The 21,955-nt window shown below is 59.6% G+C and carries 19 protein-coding genes; 10 read left to right on the top strand and 9 right to left on the bottom strand.

Features of this window, described 5'->3' with window-relative positions:
• Positions 1 to 3: 3 nt before the first annotated feature.
• The 7 genes from tolQ to aspS form a co-directional block, all read right to left on the bottom strand.
• Positions 4 to 690, bottom strand: a complete 687-nt coding sequence (gene tolQ / locus B3Q33_RS09225) for a protein TolQ (RefSeq protein ID WP_035248839.1) — start codon at positions 688 to 690, stop codon at positions 4 to 6.
• Positions 683 to 1,126: a tol-pal system-associated acyl-CoA thioesterase gene (gene ybgC / locus B3Q33_RS09230; protein ID WP_272962431.1), complete on the bottom strand. Its 444-nt coding sequence runs from the start codon at positions 1,124 to 1,126 to the stop codon at positions 683 to 685. The genes tolQ and ybgC overlap by 8 nt, the downstream gene beginning before the upstream one ends.
• Positions 1,119 to 2,147: a Holliday junction branch migration DNA helicase RuvB gene (gene ruvB, locus B3Q33_RS09235; protein ID WP_035248843.1), complete on the bottom strand. Its 1,029-nt coding sequence runs from the start codon at positions 2,145 to 2,147 to the stop codon at positions 1,119 to 1,121. The genes ybgC and ruvB overlap by 8 nt, the downstream gene beginning before the upstream one ends.
• 238 nt (positions 2,148 to 2,385) lie before the next feature.
• Complete coding sequence (gene ruvA, locus B3Q33_RS09240; protein WP_035248845.1) at positions 2,386 to 2,985, bottom strand: Holliday junction branch migration protein RuvA; 600 nt, start codon at positions 2,983 to 2,985, stop codon at positions 2,386 to 2,388.
• Positions 2,986 to 3,007: 22 nt separating this feature from the next.
• Entirely contained in the window at positions 3,008 to 3,526 is a 519-nt protein-coding gene (gene ruvC, locus B3Q33_RS09245; RefSeq protein WP_035249006.1) for a crossover junction endodeoxyribonuclease RuvC, read from the bottom strand.
• 218 nt (positions 3,527 to 3,744) lie between these two features.
• A complete protein-coding gene (locus tag B3Q33_RS09250; protein ID WP_035248847.1) occupies positions 3,745 to 4,488 on the bottom strand; it encodes a YebC/PmpR family DNA-binding transcriptional regulator in 744 nt (247 codons plus the stop codon).
• Positions 4,489 to 4,553: 65 nt separating this feature from the next.
• Positions 4,554 to 6,317: an aspartate--tRNA ligase gene (gene aspS / locus B3Q33_RS09255; RefSeq protein ID WP_272962430.1), complete on the bottom strand. Its 1,764-nt coding sequence runs from the start codon at positions 6,315 to 6,317 to the stop codon at positions 4,554 to 4,556.
• Between the two features lie 368 nt (positions 6,318 to 6,685).
• Here aspS and B3Q33_RS09260 point away from each other — a divergent pair, with 368 nt between their 5' ends.
• The 8 genes from B3Q33_RS09260 to B3Q33_RS09295 all read left to right on the top strand — a co-directional run bounded on the left by B3Q33_RS09260 (position 6,686) and on the right by B3Q33_RS09295 (position 17,023).
• Complete coding sequence (locus B3Q33_RS09260; RefSeq protein WP_035248851.1) at positions 6,686 to 7,060, top strand: HU family DNA-binding protein; 375 nt, start codon at positions 6,686 to 6,688, stop codon at positions 7,058 to 7,060.
• Between the two features lie 198 nt (positions 7,061 to 7,258).
• A complete protein-coding gene (locus B3Q33_RS09265; protein WP_035248853.1) occupies positions 7,259 to 7,564 on the top strand; it encodes a PA4642 family protein in 306 nt (101 codons plus the stop codon).
• A gap of 307 nt (positions 7,565 to 7,871) precedes the next feature.
• On the top strand, positions 7,872 to 9,095 hold the full coding sequence (locus B3Q33_RS09270) for a hypothetical protein (protein ID WP_035248855.1): 1,224 nt from the start codon (positions 7,872 to 7,874) through the stop codon (positions 9,093 to 9,095).
• Positions 9,095 to 9,712: a class I SAM-dependent methyltransferase gene (locus B3Q33_RS09275; RefSeq protein ID WP_035248857.1), complete on the top strand. Its 618-nt coding sequence runs from the start codon at positions 9,095 to 9,097 to the stop codon at positions 9,710 to 9,712. The genes B3Q33_RS09270 and B3Q33_RS09275 overlap by 1 nt, the downstream gene beginning before the upstream one ends.
• Before the next feature lie 237 nt (positions 9,713 to 9,949).
• Positions 9,950 to 11,146, top strand: a complete 1,197-nt coding sequence (locus B3Q33_RS09280; RefSeq protein WP_035248860.1) for an ATP-binding protein — start codon at positions 9,950 to 9,952, stop codon at positions 11,144 to 11,146.
• Complete coding sequence (locus B3Q33_RS09285; protein WP_035248863.1) at positions 11,143 to 11,712, top strand: response regulator transcription factor; 570 nt, start codon at positions 11,143 to 11,145, stop codon at positions 11,710 to 11,712. Before B3Q33_RS09280 ends, B3Q33_RS09285 begins: the two co-directional genes overlap by 4 nt.
• Before the next feature lie 98 nt (positions 11,713 to 11,810).
• Complete coding sequence (locus B3Q33_RS09290) at positions 11,811 to 13,559, top strand: autotransporter assembly complex protein TamA (RefSeq protein ID WP_052042976.1); 1,749 nt, start codon at positions 11,811 to 11,813, stop codon at positions 13,557 to 13,559.
• Positions 13,523 to 17,023 carry a translocation/assembly module TamB domain-containing protein gene (locus tag B3Q33_RS09295; protein ID WP_272962428.1) on the top strand — a complete coding sequence of 1,167 codons (3,501 nt, stop codon included), beginning with the start codon at positions 13,523 to 13,525 and terminating at the stop codon, positions 17,021 to 17,023. The genes B3Q33_RS09290 and B3Q33_RS09295 overlap by 37 nt, the downstream gene beginning before the upstream one ends.
• 201 nt (positions 17,024 to 17,224) lie before the next feature.
• Here the strand turns inward: B3Q33_RS09295 and B3Q33_RS09300 are convergent, their stop codons facing one another.
• A complete protein-coding gene (locus tag B3Q33_RS09300; protein ID WP_035248868.1) occupies positions 17,225 to 17,638 on the bottom strand; it encodes a PaaI family thioesterase in 414 nt (137 codons plus the stop codon).
• Between the two features lie 144 nt (positions 17,639 to 17,782).
• Here B3Q33_RS09300 and B3Q33_RS09305 point away from each other — a divergent pair, with 144 nt between their 5' ends.
• The gene (locus B3Q33_RS09305) at positions 17,783 to 19,495 is read left to right on the top strand and encodes a proline--tRNA ligase (protein ID WP_273009003.1); all 1,713 of its coding nucleotides are present in this window, start codon (positions 17,783 to 17,785) and stop codon (positions 19,493 to 19,495) included.
• 181 nt (positions 19,496 to 19,676) lie between these two features.
• Here the strand turns inward: B3Q33_RS09305 and B3Q33_RS09310 are convergent, their stop codons facing one another.
• Entirely contained in the window at positions 19,677 to 20,711 is a 1,035-nt protein-coding gene (locus tag B3Q33_RS09310; RefSeq protein WP_272962425.1) for a DUF4062 domain-containing protein, read from the bottom strand.
• Positions 20,712 to 21,107: 396 nt separating this feature from the next.
• Between B3Q33_RS09310 and B3Q33_RS09315 the strand changes: the two genes are divergently transcribed.
• A complete protein-coding gene (locus B3Q33_RS09315; RefSeq protein ID WP_035248875.1) occupies positions 21,108 to 21,854 on the top strand; it encodes a ParA family protein in 747 nt (248 codons plus the stop codon).
• Positions 21,855 to 21,955 lie beyond the last annotated feature (101 nt).

Below are 21,955 nucleotides of genomic sequence, written 5' to 3' on the forward strand. Positions count from 1 at the left end.
GGCTTATCCCTCGCGTCCGTGAACCTGACGATGCAGCACCGAGGAGAACTCTTCGGCGAACATTTCGTTTTCGGTGAGCAGGGCATCGCTCTGCGCAGAGAAACGGTTGTAGGCCATCACAGCCGGAATCGCCGCAAACAAGCCGATGGCCGTGGCAATCAAGGCCTCCGCAATGCCCGGCGCCACCACGCTGAGAGTCGCCTGCTTGACGTTGGCCAGGGCCATGAAGGAATTCATGATGCCCCACACCGTGCCGAACAGCCCCACATAAGGACTGGTGGAACCCACTGTCGCCAGAAAAGGAAGATGCTTGGTCAAGCGTGTCTGCTCACGCTGCAGAGCCACCCGCATAGCACGCTGACTGCCATCCATCACGGCTTCGGCGCCACGGGTGCTCTTGGACAGCCGCACAAACTCCTGGAAGCCGGCGCGAAAGATAGACTCCGGGCCCGCATCCACGTCCGGATCCTTTCGACTCTGGTTGTAGAGTGAAGCCAAATCGTCGCTGGACCAGAATTTCTCTTCGAAAGCACGTCCGGCCTTATGAGCCCGCCCCATTACCCGGAAACGGCTGACAATCATGTACCAGGACGTCAACGACGCCAGTATCAACAGCACCATGACCAGCTGTACCACAATGGTGGCATTACTGATCAGACTGACGACAGACATACTCGATGCCTCAACCATTGAGCCCTTCTCCTTCGCTGGCGGCTTTGAATTTGTTGTACAGGCCCGCCGGTATCCCGGTGGGCCTGAGAGTATCAGCACTGACGCAGGCCACCTTGATCTCAGCCTGACACAGCAGCGTATCGCCTCGGCGTACCTGCTGATCGAAAAACAACGTTGCCTTGCCCAGCTGCTTGAGCCGGGCGGTCACTGCCAGTGCATCATCGATGCGGGCCGGCTGACGGTATTGCACATTGGCCGAATGAACCACGAACTGGAAATTTTCATCGGCCAACACATAGTGCTGATAGCCCAGAGTGCGCAAAAACTCAGTGCGCGCCCTTTCCATGAATTTCAGGTAATTCACGTAATAAACGATGCCACCGGCATCAGTGTCTTCGATGTAGACGCGTACCGGCAGGGTAAATTCCCCATTTCGCGGCTTTTTTTCAATCATTAAACAAATCACCGTCTTTTCGAGGACGCTGTAAGCCGAAATGACGCCAGGCATGGTTGGTGGTGGCGCGTCCACGAGGGGTACGTTGAATAAAGCCCTGCTGGATCAGATAAGGCTCCACCACCTCTTCCAGGGTGCCGGCATCTTCATTGAGGGCGGCCGCCAGAGACTCCAGACCCACCGGGCCACCATCAAATTTGTGCATGATCATGTCGAGCAGACGCCGGTCGGTGCCGTCCAGGCCACAACTATCCACCTCCAGCATATCCAGCGCCCGCTGGGCCATGGCTTCGGTGATACGCCCGTCGCCTTTTACTTCCGCGTAATCGCGCACCCGTCGCAACAGCCGGTTGGCGATACGGGGAGTACCCCGGGCGCGGCGCGCCACTTCCAGGGCGCCGGCATCATCAATGGGAATGGAGAGAATGTCGCAGGCACGAATCACAATCCCGGAGAGATCCTCCACCGAATAGAATTCCAGCCGCTGAACAATGCCGAAGCGATCGCGCAAGGGCGCGGTAAGCAGGCCGGCCCGGGTGGTGGCACCCACCAGAGTGAAGGGCGGCAAATCCAGTTTGATGGAACGGGCCGCCGGCCCCTCGCCGATCATGATATCGAGCTGGTAGTCCTCCATGGCCGGATAGAGGATTTCCTCCACCACCGGTGACAGGCGGTGGATTTCATCCACGAACAGCACATCACCTTCTTCCAGGTTGGTGAGGATGGCGGCCAGATCACCGGCTTTTTCCAGCACAGGGCCGGAAGTAGACTTGAGTTCGCAGCCCATTTCACGGGCGATGATGTGCGCCAGGGTAGTCTTGCCCAGGCCGGGGGGGCCAAAAATCAGGGTATGGTCCAGGGCTTCATTACGGCCACGGGCGGCATCAATGAAGATTTCCATGCGCTCGCGGACTTTTGGCTGGCCTTTGTAGTCAGCCAGACTGGCCGGGCGGATAGCCCGGTCCTGCTGTTCTTCACCGGTGCCGACAGCGGCAGCTGAAATCAGACGGTCGTTTTCCATGCGTGCAGTAGAGAGACCCAGCGTTATGAGAATGATTTTGAGCTAGCGTAGACGGATTGTTCCCGGCAGTCACCCGGTGGATGCGAACAGTTGAAAGTTCAAAGTTCAAACGCGCTCGAAGCTGATGCCTCACGAATCAGGCCACCTTCGCGTTTAACCCGGTTTGGTGCGCGGGCACGACATAGCAGCATCTCAAGTGTCGTCCCGCGCCTTTAAACTTTGAACTTTCAACTTGCCTTCACCGCGCCAGGCTTTTCAGCGCCTGCCGGATCAGTTGCTCACTGCTGGCGCCCTCTTCCGCCACCTTGCCAACAGCAGCTGCGGCATCCTTGTTGCGATAACCCAGCGCCTCCAGGGCGGCAATGGCGTCGGAACGGGCATCGTCTGGCTGTGCCAGCGACACCTGGCCCGGCAGGGAGGTGGGACCACCATCAATCTTGTCGAGGCGGTCACGCATTTCGATAACCAGTCGTTCAGCGGTTTTCTTGCCGATACCCGGCACCTTCACCAGTGAGGTGGTGTCCTGATCGTGGATGCACTGTGCCAGGCGATCCGCCTCGATGCCGGAGAGAATCGCCAGGGCCATTTTCGGCCCCACGCCGTTGACCTTGATCAGCGCCCGAAACAGTTCCCGCTCATAGCGATCAGCAAAGCCATAGAGTAACTGTGCATCTTCGCGCACCACGAAATGGGTATGCAGGGTCAAAGACTCACCGGTGTCCGGCAGACCGTAGAAGACGGTCATGGGGGCTTCCACTTCGTAGCCCACCCCGTTCACATCCAGCAGCAGCACTGGCGGGCGTTTCTCGAGCAGGGTTCCGCGCAATTGTCCTATCATGGCTGAATCATCACCGTACTTTTCACCGTATTCGTCCGTTTCTTACCGCGGTAGCGCCGCCCATACGCGCCAGGGACACGCGCATGTGGGCATGACAAAGGGCAATGGCCAGCGCGTCGGCCGCATCTTCCTGGGGGCGTTTTTCCAGGCCGAGCAGGTATTTGACCATTTCCGCCACCTGCCCTTTTTCCGCGCCACCGCGCCCTACCACCGCCTGCTTCACCTGACGGGCAGAATATTCAAACACTGGTAGTGAGGCCTGCATCACCGCCGCAATAGCAGCTCCCCGGGCCTGCCCCAGCTTCAGGGCAGAATCCGCGTTGCGGGCCATGAACACCTTTTCAATACTCACTTCCGCCGGGCCGTATTCCATCACCACCTGATGGATGCCGGTGAAGATCTCGCCCAGGCGAGGAGGAATCTCCTTGTGGGTCGTGGCGATGGTCCCGAAGGCCACCGCCCGACTGCGGTTACCCACCTGCTCCACCAGACCGTAACCGGTGCGCCGGGAGCCCGGGTCGATCCCCAGTAGTAATGCCATAAGCCGCTGACCCGATAATAAAAAGCTGGCCCAGTTTTACCTGACAGCTGTCCATATGTCCAGTTGAAGCAGCTTCTAGCTTCTAGCTTCTAGCTTCTAGCTTCTAGCTTCTAGCTTCTAGCAGGATTGTGGCCCGGACCGAAAGATGCACAAGCCAGATAACAAAAAACCCCGACGCTGCGGGGTTTTTTGTTTTTCTGTTAGCTAGTAGCTAGTAGCTACTCCTCTTCTTCTGCCGGCCAGCTGGCGTTGGTGTAGACATTCTGCACGTCGTCCAGGTCTTCCAGCATGTCGATCATCTTCTGAACGGTTTCGGCGGTGTCCGCATCCATCTCCGCTTCCGTGGAGGGGTGCATGGTCACTTCCGCATCGGCGAACTCCAGCCCGGCTTCGCGCAGGGCATCAATCACGTCACCGAACTGCCTGTCCGGGGTGGTGATCACCAGGAAGCTGCCGTCGTCGTTTTCTTCTACGTCCTCGGCACCGGCTTCCAGGGCCACTTCCATCAGCTTGTCTTCGTCCACGCCGCCGGGCTCAAAAAAGATCTCGCCGCGCTTGGTGAACAGGAAAGCCACAGAACCACTGGTGCCCAGATTACCGGCAAACTTGGAGAACGCATGGCGCACCTCGGCCACAGTACGGTTCACGTTGTCGGTCATGGTTTCCACCAGTACCGCCACGCCACCCTTGCCATAGCCTTCGTAGGTGATCTCTTCCATGTTGGCATCATCATCACCACCGGCACCGCGCTTGATCGCCCGGTCGATGGTGTCACGGGTCATGTTCTGACCCAGCGCCTTGTCCACCGCTGCACGCAGGCGTGGGTTATCGGCCGGCTCGCCGCCGCCCATTCTGGCCGCCACGGTGATTTCGCGAATCAGCTTGGTAAAGATCTTGCCGCGCTTAGCATCCTGGGCCGCCTTGCGGTGCTTGATGTTGGCCCATTTACTGTGTCCTGCCATGGTGTCTCCCGTAATTGCTACGAACAGACCGGCGCGAGCAGATCGCGCCGCCGGTTGCTATCGAATCAGTTATCGTCTTTGCGAACCTGCACACCCACTTCACGCAGCTGCTTGTTGTCCACCGGGGACGGCGCATTGGTCATGGTGCAGGCTGCGGTCTGGGTTTTCGGGAAGGCAATCACATCGCGGATAGACTCGCTGCCGGTCATCAGCATGACCATGCGATCCAGGCCGAAGGCCAGGCCACCATGTGGCGGCGCGCCGTATTTCAGGCCGTCGAGCAGGAAGCCGAATTTTTCGTCCGCCTCTTCATCGGAAATGCCCAGCGCTTCGAACACGGTACGCTGCATGGCCGGGTTGTGGATACGGATGGAACCGCCACCCAGCTCGGTGCCGTTCAGCACCATGTCATAGGCACGGGACAGCGCCCCTTCCGGGTTGCTTTTCAGCTCTTCCGGGCTGCAGCTGGGCATGGTGAAGGGGTGATGCAGCGCGTAGTACTGGCCGTCATCCTCTTCAAACATGGGGAAGTCCACCACCCACAACGGCGCCCAGTCACCCTGTACCAGGTTCAGGTCGTGGCCGACCTTGACGCGCAGCGCCCCCAGGGCTTCGTTGACAATCTTGGCCTTGTCGGCGCCAAAGAAGATCAAGTCGCCGGTCTCGGCACCGGTGCGCTCGAGAATGCCCTGGATTGCCTCTTCGGTCAGGAATTTGAGGATCGGCGACTGCAGGCCTTCCGCCCCCGCAGCCAGGTCGTTGACCTTGATATAGGCCAGCCCCTTGGCGCCGTAGATGCTGACGAACTTGGTATAGCCGTCGATATCCTTGCGCGACAGGCTGCACCCGCCAGGGACTCTCATGGCCGCCACACGCCCTTTCGGATCGTTGGCCGGGCCGGAGAACACCTTGAAATCCACACCGGCCAGCAGGTCGGCGATGTCGATCAGTTCCAGCGGGATACGCAGATCCGGCTTGTCGGAACCAAAACGCTGCATGGCTTCCGAGAACGGCATGCGCGGGAAGTCCGGCAGCTCCACATTGAGCAGCTCCTTGAACACCGAGCGCACCATTCGTTCGGTGATGCCCATGATGTCTTCTTCCTCCACAAAGGAGGCTTCCAGATCGATCTGGGTGAATTCCGGCTGACGATCAGCCCGCAGGTCCTCATCGCGGAAGCACTTGGCGATCTGGTAGTAACGGTCGAAGCCCGCCACCATCAGCAGCTGTTTGAACAACTGCGGGGACTGCGGCAACGCGAAGAAGCTGCCGGGATGGGTGCGGCTCGGCACCAGGTAATCCCGGGCACCTTCGGGGGTAGCACGAGTGAGGATCGGGGTTTCCACATCCATGAAACCTTCGCCTTCCAGGAAGGCGCGAACCACATGGGTCAGACGCGAACGGAACTGGAAGTTGCGCAGCACTTCCGGGCGACGCAGGTCCATGTAGCGGTACTTGAGGCGCACCTCTTCACCGGCAGCGGAGTGGGCATCGAGCTCGAACGGCGGCGTTTCTGCCTCGTTGAGGATGGTCAGTTCCTTGCCCAGCACTTCGATATCGCCAGTGGACATCTTGCTGTTACGCACGGCTTCATCGCGCATGCGCACCCGGCCGGTCAGGCGCACCACGTACTCGCTGCGAACCTTGTCGGCCAGCGCGAAGGCTTCCACGGTATCCGGATCGAACACCACCTGCACCAGACCATTACGGTCTCGCAAGTCGAGGAAAATCACCCCGCCGTGGTCACGGCGGCGACTGACCCAACCGCAAAGCTCAACTGTTTCTCCGTCGTGGGAGGCTCGCAAATCACCGCAATAATGGCTTCGCATGCTTAACATCCGCTTGTATTTCTGAGGGCGCCGCCCGGGGCCGACCGCATCTGTCGGCAGCTCCTGCCCCGGACCGCTGAAAAAGGCGCCACAGTATAGCGATTCCACCGCCCGCGAGCCATGCCGGGGGGCGATTCCCTGCCAAACAGGCCACATCCGCCTCTTTTTTGTTGAAACTCCGTAAAAAATAGTGGTTTGACGGCTTGTGCAGTGAAAATTCATGGCATATAACAGATGCGAACCAAATCAGTGGCCCCCTGAGTTTGCGCAGTCCAGGGGCGTACCTGATCAGGGAAGCAAGACCGGTTCCCCGCCTTTCGGCGGAGACACACATTCTCAGGAAGACACCAAAAAGGGGTAAGTAATCCATGGCTGCAAAGAAAAAGACAGCTGCCAAAGCCACCAGCGCTACTGCGGCTCGCAAGGTTAAAACCATCACCGAACCGATGAACAAAACCCAGATCGTCAACCAGATCAGCGATACCACCGGCCTGACCAAGAAAGACGTCAACGCCGTATTCGATGAGCTGGCAGACATCATGGAAGGTCATCTGAAGAAACGCGGTGCTGGTCAGTTCACCCTGCCGGGCCTGATGAAAATCGTGACCCAGAAGAAACCCGCCACCAAGGCACGCAAGGGCATCAATCCATTCACCGGCGAAGAAACCACTTTCGCCGCCAAGCCGGCCCGCACCATGGTAAAAGTGCGTCCGCTGAAGAAGCTCAAGGACATGGCATCCTGATGCCGCTTGCCACCGCCGGGCTCCTGCCCGGCGGTTGACCTTCTCTCTCCTCCTCTGGCCCCTGGCCACCCCAGCCTCTATAATCCGCGCCCATTGATATCTCGCTGACTGACCCTGGTTGTTTTCTAGCCAACCGCAGCCACCCTAGGCGCCAGCATCAGCCCCGTTCTTCTGTACCGGAATTCAAGGAGCGCGCCCATGGCAGAGCGTAAAGACAAGAAGAAGGTAATCGGCGAGCCGATGACCGACGAACAGATCAAGGTTTTCCTGGATTTCTCCAGCGAGGAGGGTGTGGACGCCGACTTCCACGTCCTTGAGAAGGCCTACCGGGCCTTGCGGGCCGAAGATTTCGGGCGTTTCATCGGGTTCTTCCAGACACAGGGCCGGGATATCAATGCCCGCGATCCCCAGGGCCGTACCCTGCTGACCCATATCGACGATCACCCGAAGTGCAGTGACTATGCTCAGTTGCTGCGTGATGCCGGCGGCACAGGTCCGGATTAAGAGCCTCTACCCCGCCGCCTGACCTTCTGTCGGGCGGCAACCAGCCAGATACATTTTCCAGGAAAAATACATACCCTCAGGAACTTGTTCACCGCCCAAGCCCATGGCATTGTTAAGCCATTACAAGGGCTATCGGGGCCCGGCGACCATGTCGCCTCTAATAACAGGGTATTGAGAGAGCCGGAGACGGCTTTCCTGTTTGGTTTTGTGGCAACTGCCTCCACTGGCATATCGCGACAAAGACGATCACAGGTTGTATTCCAGACCCTGATAAAACACACAACAACAACAAGAGCTGTAAACCATCATGACAGCATATCCTCAACGATTCTGGCATTCCCTGTGTCTGGTCGCGCTTTGCGCAATGAGCTTGCAACTTCATGCGGCACGCGATGACGACTATGACGATGAAATGGATGAAGTCACCGCGGAAGAACTGCAAATGCAGGAGATTCCGGTGGACGAACGCATCTTCCAGGAAAAATGGAACGAGGTTCCCTACAAGAAGAGCTACTTCACCTACACCGACGCGCAGATCCGCGAGAAATGGGACTACCTGATGCGTGGACTCAAGGTGCCCTACCCCTCCGCAGACTACATGCGTGCCCAGTTCAAGAAATACCCGTTCATGTCTGAAGACATCCAGAACTGGGATGGCAAGGACTATGAAGAACTTGAGCGCCGCTACCTGGCCGTATACAGGATGTTCTTTTCCGGTGATTTCCAGCAAGCTCGCGAAGAAGGGCTGAAACTGGGAGCAATCGGCAAGATTCCTTCCCTGTTCTCCCAGCTGATGTATGCGATCTATCTGGCGGACCGTCAAAGCACCAAATACATGATGTTGCAGGACGTGGCTAACCAGGCGGAGGAATACTTCGATGAGATGAAAGCAGCCGAGGGTGATGCAGAAGTGGCCCCGATAGTGGCTACTGTAAAACTGGGTTACGCCTACGCCATCGCCCGTATCGCCGAAGAATCCCCGGTGCCAGTCGTAGTGGCTCGCCGCTATATCGGCAAGATCAAGAACAGCGCCGAAGAAGTGGTTGAAGTGATGCCGGAACAGCCTCTGGCACACGCCTTCCGCGCTGGCGTCGATGCCGGCATCATGCGTCGAGTCGGGAAATTCACCGGCCGCATGACCTACGGTGCCCGCACCACCACGGTGGAAGACTCCTTCGCCGAAGCACTGGAAATGGCCGGCGACATTCCGATTGTTAACTATGAGTACGCCAATGCGTTGATCTACATGAACCGCAAGCGCGACCTCAACGAGGCAATCAGCTACCTGGAAAAGGCCATGAAGATCCGTCCCGAGTTCTCCATGGATGCCCTGGACGTGATGTATTCCTACAAACGCCTGCAGGAAGTACGACTTTATGCCCTCAACTTCCGCAGCTTCCGCAAGTTTGAAAAGCTGCGCCGCAAGTTCAGCAAGCAGACTGACCGCAACCTGACCAGCATCATCAGCGACCCGCTGAGCATGGACATGCTGAATAACCCGGAAAAATATGTCCTCCCTGAGCGCGGCTGATGTCACTCTATGAGGATAAGCTGTTCCCGGTATTACTGGATTGGGCAACCCGTCCGGTTTACCGGGACCGCGCCCGGATAGTCGGCCAGGCGCAGGGACGCATTCTGGAGCTGGGTGTGGGTACCGGCAGCAACTTTGCCTTTTATGGCGATTCCGCCACCGAAATCCACGGTATCGAACCGGTCGAAGCAATGCTGGATATTGCTCGGGAAGCCGCCGACCAGTGCCCTCACCCGGACCGTTTTGTCCTGCGCACCGGCGATGCCCAGCAACTGCCCTACCCCGACCACCATTTTGATACGGTGGTAGCCTGCTTGGTGTTCTGCACCATTCCTGATCCCCGACAAGCCGCAGCAGAAGCCTTTAGGGTACTTAAACCCGGAGGCACCCTGTTGGCGCTTGAGCATGTCCTCAGCGACCGACGCTGGGTACAGCGCGTGCAAAAGGGCATGAACCCGGTCTGGAAACACCTGGCCTGTGGCTGCCAACTCACCCGCGACACCGCCAGCATCTTCCGCGAGGCAGGCTTTCGCTTAAACAAGGCCTCACACCGCCGCCACTCCAAGCTGCCAGCCTTTGCCGGAGAATTGCTGGATGGGGCCTTATTACGACCTTAAAAAAATCAACGGCAAGCCTCAAGCTACAAAACGAATCAGGGCAGTGAAAACTGAAGTGTGTCTGCGCCGCGCCGGACGGCACTCTTGCATATGTTGCTTTTGCGATGGGTGGAGCGCGAAGGCAAACGTTTACCTATGTGCTCTCTGCCATCTCGCGTTGTAGCTTGTAGCTTGTAGCTACCCAACTGGGACAAACTGCCACACCCACCCGCGCCGCTTTCCCTTTACAATACCCCCATGGATACCCGCCCCCCCTTACTGAACTGGCGCCTGCGGCTAATCTGGCTACGCAGCCTGCTGGTGCTAATCATTACCCTTGCCCTAATGGTGCTGCAAAGCCAGGGGCATAGCGGCTATCGTCTCAATGAACTGGGCTGGCTGGCGGCGCTCTTATTGCCCAGCCTTCTCACGCTGTTGTCTCACCGCGTGAACCATCAGCGCCACGCACCACTACTGACGCTGGAACTGGCCCTGGACACGATCCTGTTCACCGGCCTGATCCAAGGCTTCGGCGGTGCCGGCAACCCGTTGTCGTTCTATCTGCTGGTGCCTGCCCTGCTGGCTTCACTGACCCTGCCACTGAAAAACGGCATGCTGGTGGCGGCACTGGCGCTGGGCGGCTACATGATCTCCATGAGCTGGTATCAGATGCCGGCCATGGATAGTCCTCTCCATGCTCTCAGCCACCAGCTCAGCGGCTTGCATGGCATCGGCATGGCTGCCGTTTTCATTGCCCTTCTGGTCATGCTGACCCTGCTGGGCCAGGTGATTCAGCGCCTGATGCGCCAACAGCAGCGCCAGCAGGAACAGGCCATTGATCTGGCCGGTCGCCGTGAGCACATGTATCAGATTGCCGCCACCCTGGCCGACCAGGCCCACGAACTGAATACGCCACTGGGCACCCTGGTGATGCTGGCCGACAACCTGCTGCATGCACCACAGCTGCCAGACGCCCTCCGCGATGACGTCTCCCAGATGGAACAACTGGCCCGTAATGTGGCCCAGCGACTGAAACAGGGCAATGAAGCTCAGCTGCCGGAATACCTGCCCATCAGTGAGTTGCTGGAAAAGCTACAACAGCACCTTCGTCATCTGGCGCCCACCCTGTCGTTCAGCCAGCAATTGGATAGCGACCCCTGCGTCGCCGATACGGAGGGCTGGTTTCGGGTGCTGTGTAATCTCGGTTACAACGCCATGGACGCTGGCGCCACCCGGCTGGCCATCACCCTGCAGGCTCAGGGGCAGCATTACCGGCTGCAGGTCAGCGATGACGGTCCCGGCCATGCCGCATCGGAACGGGAAGGCATGGGGATCGGCCTGACCCTGGTCAGCACCACGCTGCAACAGTTGGGCGCCAGCCTGGAGATGGAATTCGGCCCGCGCTGGACCCAGGCACGCATGGACTGGCCAAAGCTAACGGAGCCAACGGCATGAGCGAGCGCCAACTGCTGCTGGTGGAGGACGACGAACCTTTGGCCAAACAGACCGCCCGCGCCCTGGAACTCCGGGGCAACCGGGTAACCGTGGCCCATAATGCCGAACAGGCGCTGGCGCAGCTGGCCGGCCTGCAACATCTTGATGGCGCCATCCTTGACCAGAACCTGGGCAACGACAACGGCCTGGACCTGATCGAACCTGTCCTTGAACATTTCCCGGCTTGCCGGGTCATACTGCTCACCGGCTATGGCAGTATTACTGCAGCAGTGGCAGCCACACACCGTGGTGCCCGCAACTATCTCACCAAACCCGCCAGCCCCGCTGACATCTTGCTGGCGCTGGATGCAGATCCGACCAATCCGACCCTGCCTCTACCCGCCACGCCGCCTTCCTTGCAACGGCTGGAGTGGGAGCATATCCAGCGCACCCTGGATGCCCATGATGGCAACATCTCCCGTGCCGCCGACGCGCTGGGCATTCACCGCCGCACCTTGCAACGACGGCTGAAAAAACGTCCCAGCGCCAGTGACTACCAACGCGACAAGCACTTTCGCGAAGACTGACTGTCGCAACTTGCCTTACACTGTTGTACAAGTGACAACTTACCTTCCCCACTACGGCAGCAACGAATTGACCCGCTGCCGGGAAACAGCGCACAGGGATGCAGGACTTGAGGGCACCGCAGCAGACAACCTGGTTAGCCACCCTACTGCTGATGCTGCTCGCCATGCCGGCTTTTGCTGATGACGCCCCGCAACTGCGTATCACCGGCAATGCCAGCGATGCGGTCAGCGATAATATCCGCGCCCTGGTGGACCTTTCTCGATACCCCTGCGAGCCGCCCACAGCCCAATATGGCCTGATCCGCCGACAGATTCTCGCCAACAGCCAGCAAGCGTTGCAGGCCATGGGCTACTACGAAAGCACCCTGTCCCTGAGTACCGACCGGGAAGACGGCTGTGTAAGGGTAACGCTGGATGTGGATACCGGGCCTGCGGTGATCCTGCAGCGGGCGGACATTCGCATCGGCGGCGATGCCGCCAACGACCCCGTCTTCAACCAGCTGGTCGCCAATGCACAACTGGCCATCGGCCAGCGCCTGCAACACGACCAGTACACGGCCCTGAAAAAAAATCTGCAGCAGCATCTGATCAGCCGTGGCTATGTACAGGGGAGGTTGACCCGACACCGGCTCAGCGTAGACACCCGCAAACGCCTGGCCACCATGACATTGCATGTGGACAGCGGCCCCCGCTACGACTTCGGCGCTATCACCATTACCGGCAGCGAATTGAAAGACAAGCTGGTCAATGCCTATCTCGGCTTTACTCAAGGTGAGCCCTTCAACAGCAAGCAGCTGCTGGAAACCCAGCAGGCCTTTCTTGGCGCCGGCTATTTCAGCGCCGTGCGGGTACAGAAAGGCACACCGGATGACAGCACCCGCACCATTCCCGTCAGCATCACTCTCACAGACAACAATCGCTGGTCACTGCTCGCCGGTGTCGGCGCCAGTACCGATACCGGGCCACGGGTACGCCTGGGGGTGGAAAATCGCCGGGTTAACCGGGCCGGTCATCGCTTCCGGGCGGAAACAGAGGTATCCCAGGTGCAGCAAGGTGCCGGTGCCAGCTACCAGATCCCACTGAAAGATCCCCAGCGCGAGAGGCTGGATTTTCACACCAGTTATGTAAATGAGGTGACCGACAGCAAGGACAACGAACGCTGGACCACCGGTGCCGATTATATTGTCGAGCTGCAAAATCGATGGGTCACCACCACCTCCCTGACCTACTTGCGCGAAACCTATGAGATCGCCGAGGAAGTGGATCAGGCGGAGCTGATCATCCCCGGTTTCCAGCTCAGCCGCGTCAAGGCCAACGACCCCATCTACCCGTCGTTCGGCTGGCGCTTGAGCAGCAAGATCCGTTTCGCCAACCGCAACTTGTCTTCCACTGCATCCTTTGTGCAGCTCACCGGCAACGGCAAGATTCTTTTCCCGTTACTCGGCGGACGAGTGCTGGTGCGCGGCGATCTGGGCTATACAGAAGTGACCGATGTGCGCGAACTGCCCGCCTCTATCCGCTTCTTTGCCGGCGGTGACTCCAGCGTGCGCGGTTTCGCCTATGAATCCCTGGGCCCACGGGCAGACAATGGAGAAGTGATTGGTGGCCGGCATCTGGCCACTGGTAGCCTGGAATACGACCACCCGATCACCGAGAAATGGCACCTGGCGGTATTCACCGATGGAGGCAATGCGTTCAATGACTTCGATGATTTCGAAATCCGCCGCAGCGCCGGTTTCGGCATCCGCTGGCGCTCCCCGCTGGGGCCAATCCGGCTGGATCTGGCACGGGCCGTGGATGAGCAACGAGAATGGCGTTTGCACCTGAGCATGGGGCCGGACCTGTGATCAAGCGAGCCCTCAAGCGTTTCAGCATCGGCCTGCTCGGGTTGCTATTCAGCGTGATACTGATTGTGGCTGTCGCCTCCTGGCTGCTGCTCGGCACCGCCACCGGCAACCGCTGGCTGTTTGATCAGGTCAGTGGGCTGATCCCCGGTGAACTGCAGGTGGATGACTGGCAGGGGAGTCTGCTGGACCGGGTTACCGTCACCGGGGTGCGCTATCAGTTGGACGATCTGTCCGTCAGTGTGGATCGTCTGGAAGCAGAGCTGGTGCCCGCTTCCCTCGCCCGCGGCTGGCTGGAGTTCACCTCCCTGTCGTTGGGTAACCTGAAACTGTCTCTGCCGCCCAGCCAGGAGTCCGATGATTTACCGGCGAGCAGTCTGCCAGACAGCCTGGCACTCCCCCTGGGGGTACGCATCGACACCCTGAGCTTGGCTTCCCTGCATCTCAACGACACCCTGCTGGTCAGCGAACTGGAAGCCCGGCAACTGGCAGCCTGGCGCCGTTTCCAACTGGCCAGCCTGACCACCCGTACGGTGGCTGATATCAGTGTGGACGCCACCGCCCAGGGCAGCCTGGCCGCCCCCATGGAGATTCAGGGGCAGGCCCGCTGGCACATGCAGTTACCGCAGAGCGATACCGTCAACGCCGATCAGCTGGCTGGCCAGCTTGATATCAGCGGCTCCCTCGCAGCCCTGCAACTGCGCCACCAACTGCAGAGCCCCCTGGAAATTCACAGCCAGGGTCAATGGCGACTAGGCGACCCCGAACAACCACTGGCCCTGGAACACCTGTGGCCGGCCCAGCCATTACCGCTGGCGTTGCCACAGCCGCTATCGCTGGGCCACGGCAAGCTGACAACACGAGGCCCACTGGCAACGCTGAAAATAGCCGGGCAAAGCAGCCTGACCAGCGGCGACAGAACCGTAAACCTGTCCCTGGATAGCCAGTTGATCGACGGCGGCTTGGCACTGCAGCAACTGCAACTTGATGATGGCGAGCAGCAGCTGGAGGGTCATGGTGAGCTACTGTTCAGCCCCCTGACATGGGATCTGACCGTAGCGGGCAAACTGGACACCGGCTTGCTACATCCGTTGTTCCCGGGCCTGCTCGGCGTGCAAGGCAACAGCCGCGGCAGCTACCAGGGTGAACAATGGTCCCTGTCCCCCAGCCAGTTGCGGCTGGAAGGCCGGGTTCGCCAACAGCCCCTGACCGCCACCACAACGGTGGAAAGCCACCAGCAACGCCTGCAACTAGACAGTAACATCCGCTGGGGTGACAACCGGCTCAGCGCACGCGGGGCTATCCTGCCCGACTGGTCGCTGGATGCCAGCGTGGATCTGAAACAGCTGGACCAGCTTTATCCGGATCTGCAGGGCCAGATCAGCGGCCAGCTGCAAGTACGCGGTTCCCTGGCCACGCCCACTCTGAGCGGCAACCTGAACGGGCAGCAGCTCGGCTGGCAGGACTGGTCGCTTACCTCCCTGCAAACCCGTTTCCAAGCACTCGGTCTGGGCGAGCAGACCATGTCCTTTGAACTCAACAGCGAGGCATTACAGCAAGGCAACGCCGAACAGCTCGCCGCCGCACGCATCAGCGCCAAGGGCACCCTTAACAGCCATACGGCCACGGCAAGTTTCCGGCGCGACGAACTCAGCATGGAGACAAGCCTGCAAGGCTCGTTGAAAGCGCTCAACAGCTCGCCCCAGTGGCAGGGCAGCCTGTCCGATACCGGCCTGATTCATCAGCAACTGGGCCGTTGGCAACAGGCCGAGGACACGGCGGTGCAGCTCTCCGCCACGGCCCAGTCCATTAGCCCTTTCTGTCTTGAACAGACACCAAGTCGGATTTGTCTGGCGGGTAACCGCGACAGCAACGATCAGGTCGACGCCAGCGCCTCACTCAACGCCCTGCCGCTGGCGTTGGCAGGCGCCCTGTTGGGGCCAGAGCTTGCAGTGCAGGGCCGACTGGACGGCGAGGCCACTCTGCAAGGCTCGCTGGACAACCCCGATGGCCAATACCGATTGCAAACCCGGGAAGCACAGATCGCCGTGCGCACCCCCGATGCCCCCCAAGAGCTTGTGATTGAGCAGCTATCCGTAGAGGGGACACTACAAAACCGGCGTCTGACCAGCACGCTGACACTGATGTCCGACCTGGCCACCGTCGACGCTACCCTGGAGCATGGCATGGACGCTGACACTTCACTGGCGGGTGAGGTGGCATTGCGGATATCCAGTCTCGCTCCATTAGCGCTGTTCACTACCGATCTGCGCGAGATCAGCGGCGAGATTCGTGGCGACTTTGCGCTGGACGGCACCCTTCGCCAACCTCTGATGAACGGCAGCATCCGGCTGGATAACGGTCGCGCCCTGATCCCCATTCTGGGGGTAGCCGTTACCGATCTGCAGATGAGCGTACAGGGTTCGCCCCGCGGACAGCTGGATGTCAACGGATCAGCCACCCTGGGCGAGGGCACCGTCGCCCTGACCGGCATACTGGACCCCAGTGATTGGCCGGCCAGAATAAATCTGTCTTTGCAGGGTGAACGGTTACTGGTGGCAGACCGGCCCGATGCCCGCGTTCTGCTGAACCCCGCCCTTAGCCTCAAGGGGGACCTGAGTGACCTGCAACTGGGCGGCAGACTGTCCATCCCGGAAGCGGAAATCCGCCCGACGCAACTTCCCGAGGGCGCCGTCACTGTCAGCCAGGATCAGGTACTGGTGCACCAGGAGGGCGAACAAAGCAGTGGGCTACCACTGGGTATCGATGTCGCCGTCAACCTGGGAGACAAGGTGCATTTCCAGGGCTTTGGCCTGGACGCCATGCTCGGCGGCACCTTGCAGGTAGAACAACAACCGCAACGCCCCCCGCAACTCAACGGCGAACTGGTCATCCGAGAAGGCCGCTATCGAGCCTACGGCCAGAACCTGGCAATCCGTGATGGCCAGCTGATTTTCCAGGGACCGCCGGACAATCCCGGGCTGGATATCCGTGCCATCCGCAAGATTCCCAGTGAAAACATTGTGGTCGGGGTGCAGCTTAGCGGCACCCTGCAGGAACCGGAAGCCAGCCTGTTCTCCGAGCCCAGCATGGAGCAGAGCCAGGCCATGTCCTATCTGCTAACCGGTCGGCCACTGGAACGGGGATCGAAAGGCGACAACAACCGGATTGCTCAGGCGCTGGCCTTATACGGACTGGAAAAAGGCAGCGGCGTCACCGAAAAACTCGGCGACAAACTGGGTGTGGATGAAATCACCGTGGGCAGCGACTGGGAAACCGACGATGCCGCCCTGATGCTGGGCAAACAGCTTTCCGACCGGCTGTACCTGACCTACGCAGTAGGCCTGTTCGATGCGGTCTCCACCGTCATGCTCCGCTATACGCTGACCCGGCAACTCCACCTGGAAGCCCGCTCCAGCACCCGCGCCAACAGCCTGGATCTGATCTGGGAGAGGGAGTTGCAGTGATGAGGGGCCCGTTATTGCAAGAGCGTCGCTGGCGGCGCGAACTGGAACGAAGTGCATAAACCCAAACCAGGATCAAAAGCGTTTCACCACAGAGGGCACAGAGAAAAAACAGTCTTTTCCTCAGCGATCTCTGTGCCCTCTGTGGTAAATCCGTCTTTTCAGGTTTTGTGTTATCGCGCCGCCAGCGACGCTCCTACGCGGCTACGAAGAAATCGGCAGCGCATAGGTTCCGGTCACATGGGCCACCATCTCGTCACTACCCTCGCTGAACAGCTGCACTTCCAGCACCGCTGAGCGTCGGCCCAGTCGCAAAATGATCGCCTCGGCTATCAGATCCTTCTGGGCTGGGCGCGACAGGAAATTGATATTGAGATTCTGCGTCACCGCCATTTCCACACGACCCAGCTCGCCGAGAATCGCCGCATACATGGCTGCATCTGCCAACCCCATCATGGTGGGCCCGGACAAGGTGCCCCCCGGACGAAGGGTGGACGGCCGGAACGGACTACGCACCCGGGCACGCCGCTCACCCACCGCTTCGACCCGCAACCCTTCCTCGGATGCCGCCGGCAGCCCCTGATAGATCACGTCCTGTACTTCTTGTGCATTCAACATATGGCTCGCCATCTGATTCTGGATAGCACGCAGGATACGAAAGCCGACGCAACAATCCCAGCTGCAATCATGATGGCTGGTGACGAAGCGCCTTTGCCCCTAAAATGACCGGCTTCAGCAATAACCGGTCAAAGACTGTCTCCTATGCGCACTTCCCAGTACCTGCTTGCCACCGTGAAAGAAACCCCAGCGGATGCCGTTGTCATCAGCCATCAGCTCATGCTGCGGGCCGGCATGGTCCGCAAGCTGGCCTCCGGCCTGTATAACTGGCTGCCCACCGGCCTGCGCGTGCTGCGCAAGGTGGAGAACATTGTCCGTGAGGAGATGGACCGGGCCGGCGCCCAGGAAGTGTTGATGCCGGTGGTACAGCCCATGGAGCTGTGGGAAGAGTCCGGCCGGGCCCCAGCTTATGGCCCGGAGCTGCTGCGCATCACTGATCGCCACAACAATGCTTTCTGCCTGGGCCCCACCCATGAGGAAGTGATTACCGATCTGGTTCGTAACGAGCTGCATAGCTACAAGCAGTTGCCGGCCAACTTCTACCAGATCCAGACCAAGTTCCGTGACGAGATCCGCCCGCGCTTCGGCATCATGCGCTCGCGGGAATTCATCATGAAGGATGCCTACTCCTTCCACACCGACATGGCATCACTGGCTGCCACCTACCAGATCATGCACCAGGCCTACTGCGCCATCTTTGATCGCCTGGGTCTGGACTACCGCCCGGTGGAAGCGGATACCGGCGCCATCGGCGGCGCCGCCAGCCACGAATTCCATGTGCTGGCCGATTCCGGTGAAGATGACATCGCCTTCTCGGACAGCTCCGATTACGCCGCCAACGTGGAACTGGCCGAAGCCCTGGCCCCCACTATCGAGCGCCCGGCCCCGGTTGCGGCCATGGAAAAGGTGGATACCCCCAACGCCAAAACCATCGAAGAGCTGGTCGCGCAATTCGATCTACCCATGGAGAAAACGGTCAAGACCCTGGTGGTGAAAGGCGCTGAAAAGGGTCAGCTGGTCGCCCTTCTGGTACGCGGTGATCACGAGCTGAACGATATCAAGGCGGAAAAACTGGAATCAGTGGCCACGCCCATGGAGTTCGCCAGCGAAGAGGAAATCCGCCAGGCCATCGGCGCAGGCCCGGGTTCCCTGGGCCCGGTGGGTCTGCCGATTCCGGTTGTCATCGACCGCAGTGTGGCAGTGATGAGTGACTTCGGCGCCGGCGCCAACGAAGACGGCAAGCACTACTTCAACATCAACTGGGAGCGCGACGTGACGCTGCCCCAAGTGGCTGACCTTCGCAATGTGGTGGAAGGCGACCCCAGCCCGGACGGCACGGGCACCCTGACCATCAAGCGCGGCATCGAAGTGGGCCACATCTTCCAGCTGGGCACCAAGTACTCCGAAGCACTGGGTGCCAAAGTCCTGGATGAGAACGGCAAATCCGTGGTCATGCCCATGGGCTGCTACGGTATCGGCGTCACCCGGGTGGTGGCCGCTGCCATCGAACAGAACTACGACGACCGCGGCATTATCTGGCCGGAATCCATCGCTCCCTTCCAGGTGGCCCTGGTCCCGGTGAACATCAAGAAAAGCCCCCGCGAACGGGAGCTGGCCGAAAAACTGTACGCAGAACTGACCGAAGCCGGCATTGAAGTACTGTTCGACGACCGCGAAAAGGAACGCCTGGGCGTGAAACTCGCCGACAGCGAACTGCTGGGCATCCCCCACCGCATCGTCATCGCCGAACGCGGCATGGACAATGGGGTGCTTGAGTATAAAGGGCGTGGGGATGCGGAGAATAGCGAGGTGGCCATGGATGACGTTGTGGCCTTCCTGACGGAAAAACTTTCCTAAACCTACCTGTAGGAGCGCCGCTTGAGGCGCGAACCTCGCGAAGCGAGGAAACCGCTCGCAGAGCCTGCCCCGAGCTCGATCCGGGGCGATCAGTCATTGCTGCATTCTCGACAGGTCTTACCAATCGGAAAGGCCTGTTCGCGCCTCAAGCGGCGCTCCTAGAGAGGCTTCGTAGACAGAATCAAAGTTTCACGCTCCGCTTCACCGCCATCACCTGACTCATGGTGTTATCCCCATGGGAGGTCAGCTGCCACAACGGCAGGCCGCGGTTATCCTTCTCCGGGGACCTTGTGATCAGCCCCAGGGCACGCAGGTGAATCTTGATCTGATTGAAGGAATGAGCCGCCAGCACCACGTTGCGTACCGCGTGGGCGCGGGGGAAATCCTGTTGTACATCCCCCAGGGCTTTGCGGCCGATGAAATCTTCCAGGGTCTTTTGCATCACCGGCTCCGACGCCGGATTCAGCATCAATGGGGCCATGCAGGAAAAGGCCTGATCCCAGCTGATCCGGGTGGTGACCATGGCCAGTTTGCAGTCGCCGCCTTCATAGACGTTGCAGGAGTAATCCAGCGCCACCAGATCGCCACCCCGGGACAGGGTTTTCAACGGCGGTCGGGCCTGGCTCATGCTGTCTTCCCGCTCTTTCTCCAGCAGCTCGATGCGGGCCTTGAGCGCTTCCACTTCGGCCCCTCCACCGCCAAGACCGGCCTGGTCCGCCCGCACCCAGCCCGCGGCATGGTGCTCTCGCATCAGGTTGGGAATCACCTTGTGTGCCAGTTCGGCCAGGCCGTTTTCCGTGGTCCAGCGGAAACACGCCACCTTTTCTTCCAGCAGCCGGACAAAATCATCGCGGCGTACCTGACCATCACGAGTCGGCTCCTGCTGATCGGAGGGCAACATGGCCGGATTATCATGAATAAAGGCGACAATGGGTTTGCGCTTGGTAGCGGCAAAAATGTATTCGCGGTGCAGCTCGCTGAGCCCCATGGGAGACAGAGTGCCGTAGCGCCCCCCCACGATCAGGACAAAATAATCGCTGGTTTCGATCAGCTTCTGGATCACCGGCAGCAGGGTATTGCCATCCGCAGCGGAACTGTCCAGGCCGGTGGGTATCATGCCGTGCTCGATCATCGGCAACATCAATGCCTGGCGCGCCCCCTGCATATCGGGAAAGGTGGCACTGATAAAGACCTGGTAGCGTTTCGTCGCTGTCACCCTGGATACCTGTAGCGTCAGCCTGAGTCCGTAACTTCAGCGTGGATGCATGGCGCAAGAATTTGTTGTCACAGGAGATTTTCTGAAGAAGCGTCGCATCGGGAATGCGGTCGACTGAAGAAAATTTTCTGTGGCGGCAAAGGCTTGCGTCAGGCGCCGCGATAAATTTACGGACTCAGGATCAAGTTTTGGCCCTCGCGGGCACGTTTTTGGCTGGCTATTAAACAGTCTGTTGGCCCTCATCACAACCCGGGGGCCGCTGAAGGCAGTCCGGCCGTGGGACATCGATCCTGTTCATGCTAGCCTGAGTTCAGCCTTTGTGCCGGTTACCCGGCGGCGCCAGAGCCAATAACCAATATCGTAGCGCTTTTTGCAAGCTTACAGGAATGGGACGTCATGCAAACCATAGCCTTTTACAACCTGAAAGGTGGCGTGGGTAAAACCGCCTCGGCCGTGAATGTGGCCTGGCATGCCGCACGCTGGAAGCACCGTACCCTGCTCTGGGACCTGGACCCCCAGGGAGCCGCCAGTTTCTATCTGGGGGTGGATGACGGCGACGGCTACAAGGCCGGCAACCTGATCAAGGGCAAACAACCCATCGGCCGACTCAAGCGGGAAACCCGCTGGGCCAATCTGGATGCCATCCCCGCCGACATCTCCATGCGCAATGCAGATATCAAACTGTTGGAAAACGGCGGCGCCAAGAACCGCCTGAAACAGCTTATTGCCCCGCTGGGGGAAAGCTACGAGCTGGTGATTCTGGATTGCCCGCCCACCCTGAGCCCGGTAGCGGAAAGCATCTTTGCGGCGGTGGACTACCTGTTTGTGCCGGTGATCCCTACTCACCTGTCATTACGTGCCTACGAGCAAGTGCTGGAGTGGCTGGAGAGCAAGAATTACAAGAACCTGACCGTGGTGCCCTTTTTCAACATGGTGGACCGCCACCGGGACCTGCATGTGGAAATGCTGGTCAAACGCCCCAAGAGCATGAAAGGCGGCCTGAAGACCTGGATTCCCTACTCCACCCATGTGGAGCAGATGGGCGATCACCGCGCCCCGGTCGGCGAATTCGCCCCCTACACCCCATCCGCCCAGGCCTTCCGGGCCATGTGGTTCGAGATCGCAGGTAAACTCAAACTGTAATTGAGAATGGATAATTGATAACTGTTGCGAGACAGCGAGTCATGCCCTGAAACGCAAGAGGCCGCGTCCTTCGTATGGACGCGGCCTATTTGCTTTGAGAA

The organism is Alcanivorax sp. UBA3183, assembly GCF_002364155.1.
Taxonomy (GTDB): domain Bacteria; phylum Pseudomonadota; class Gammaproteobacteria; order Pseudomonadales; family Alcanivoracaceae; genus Alcanivorax; species Alcanivorax jadensis.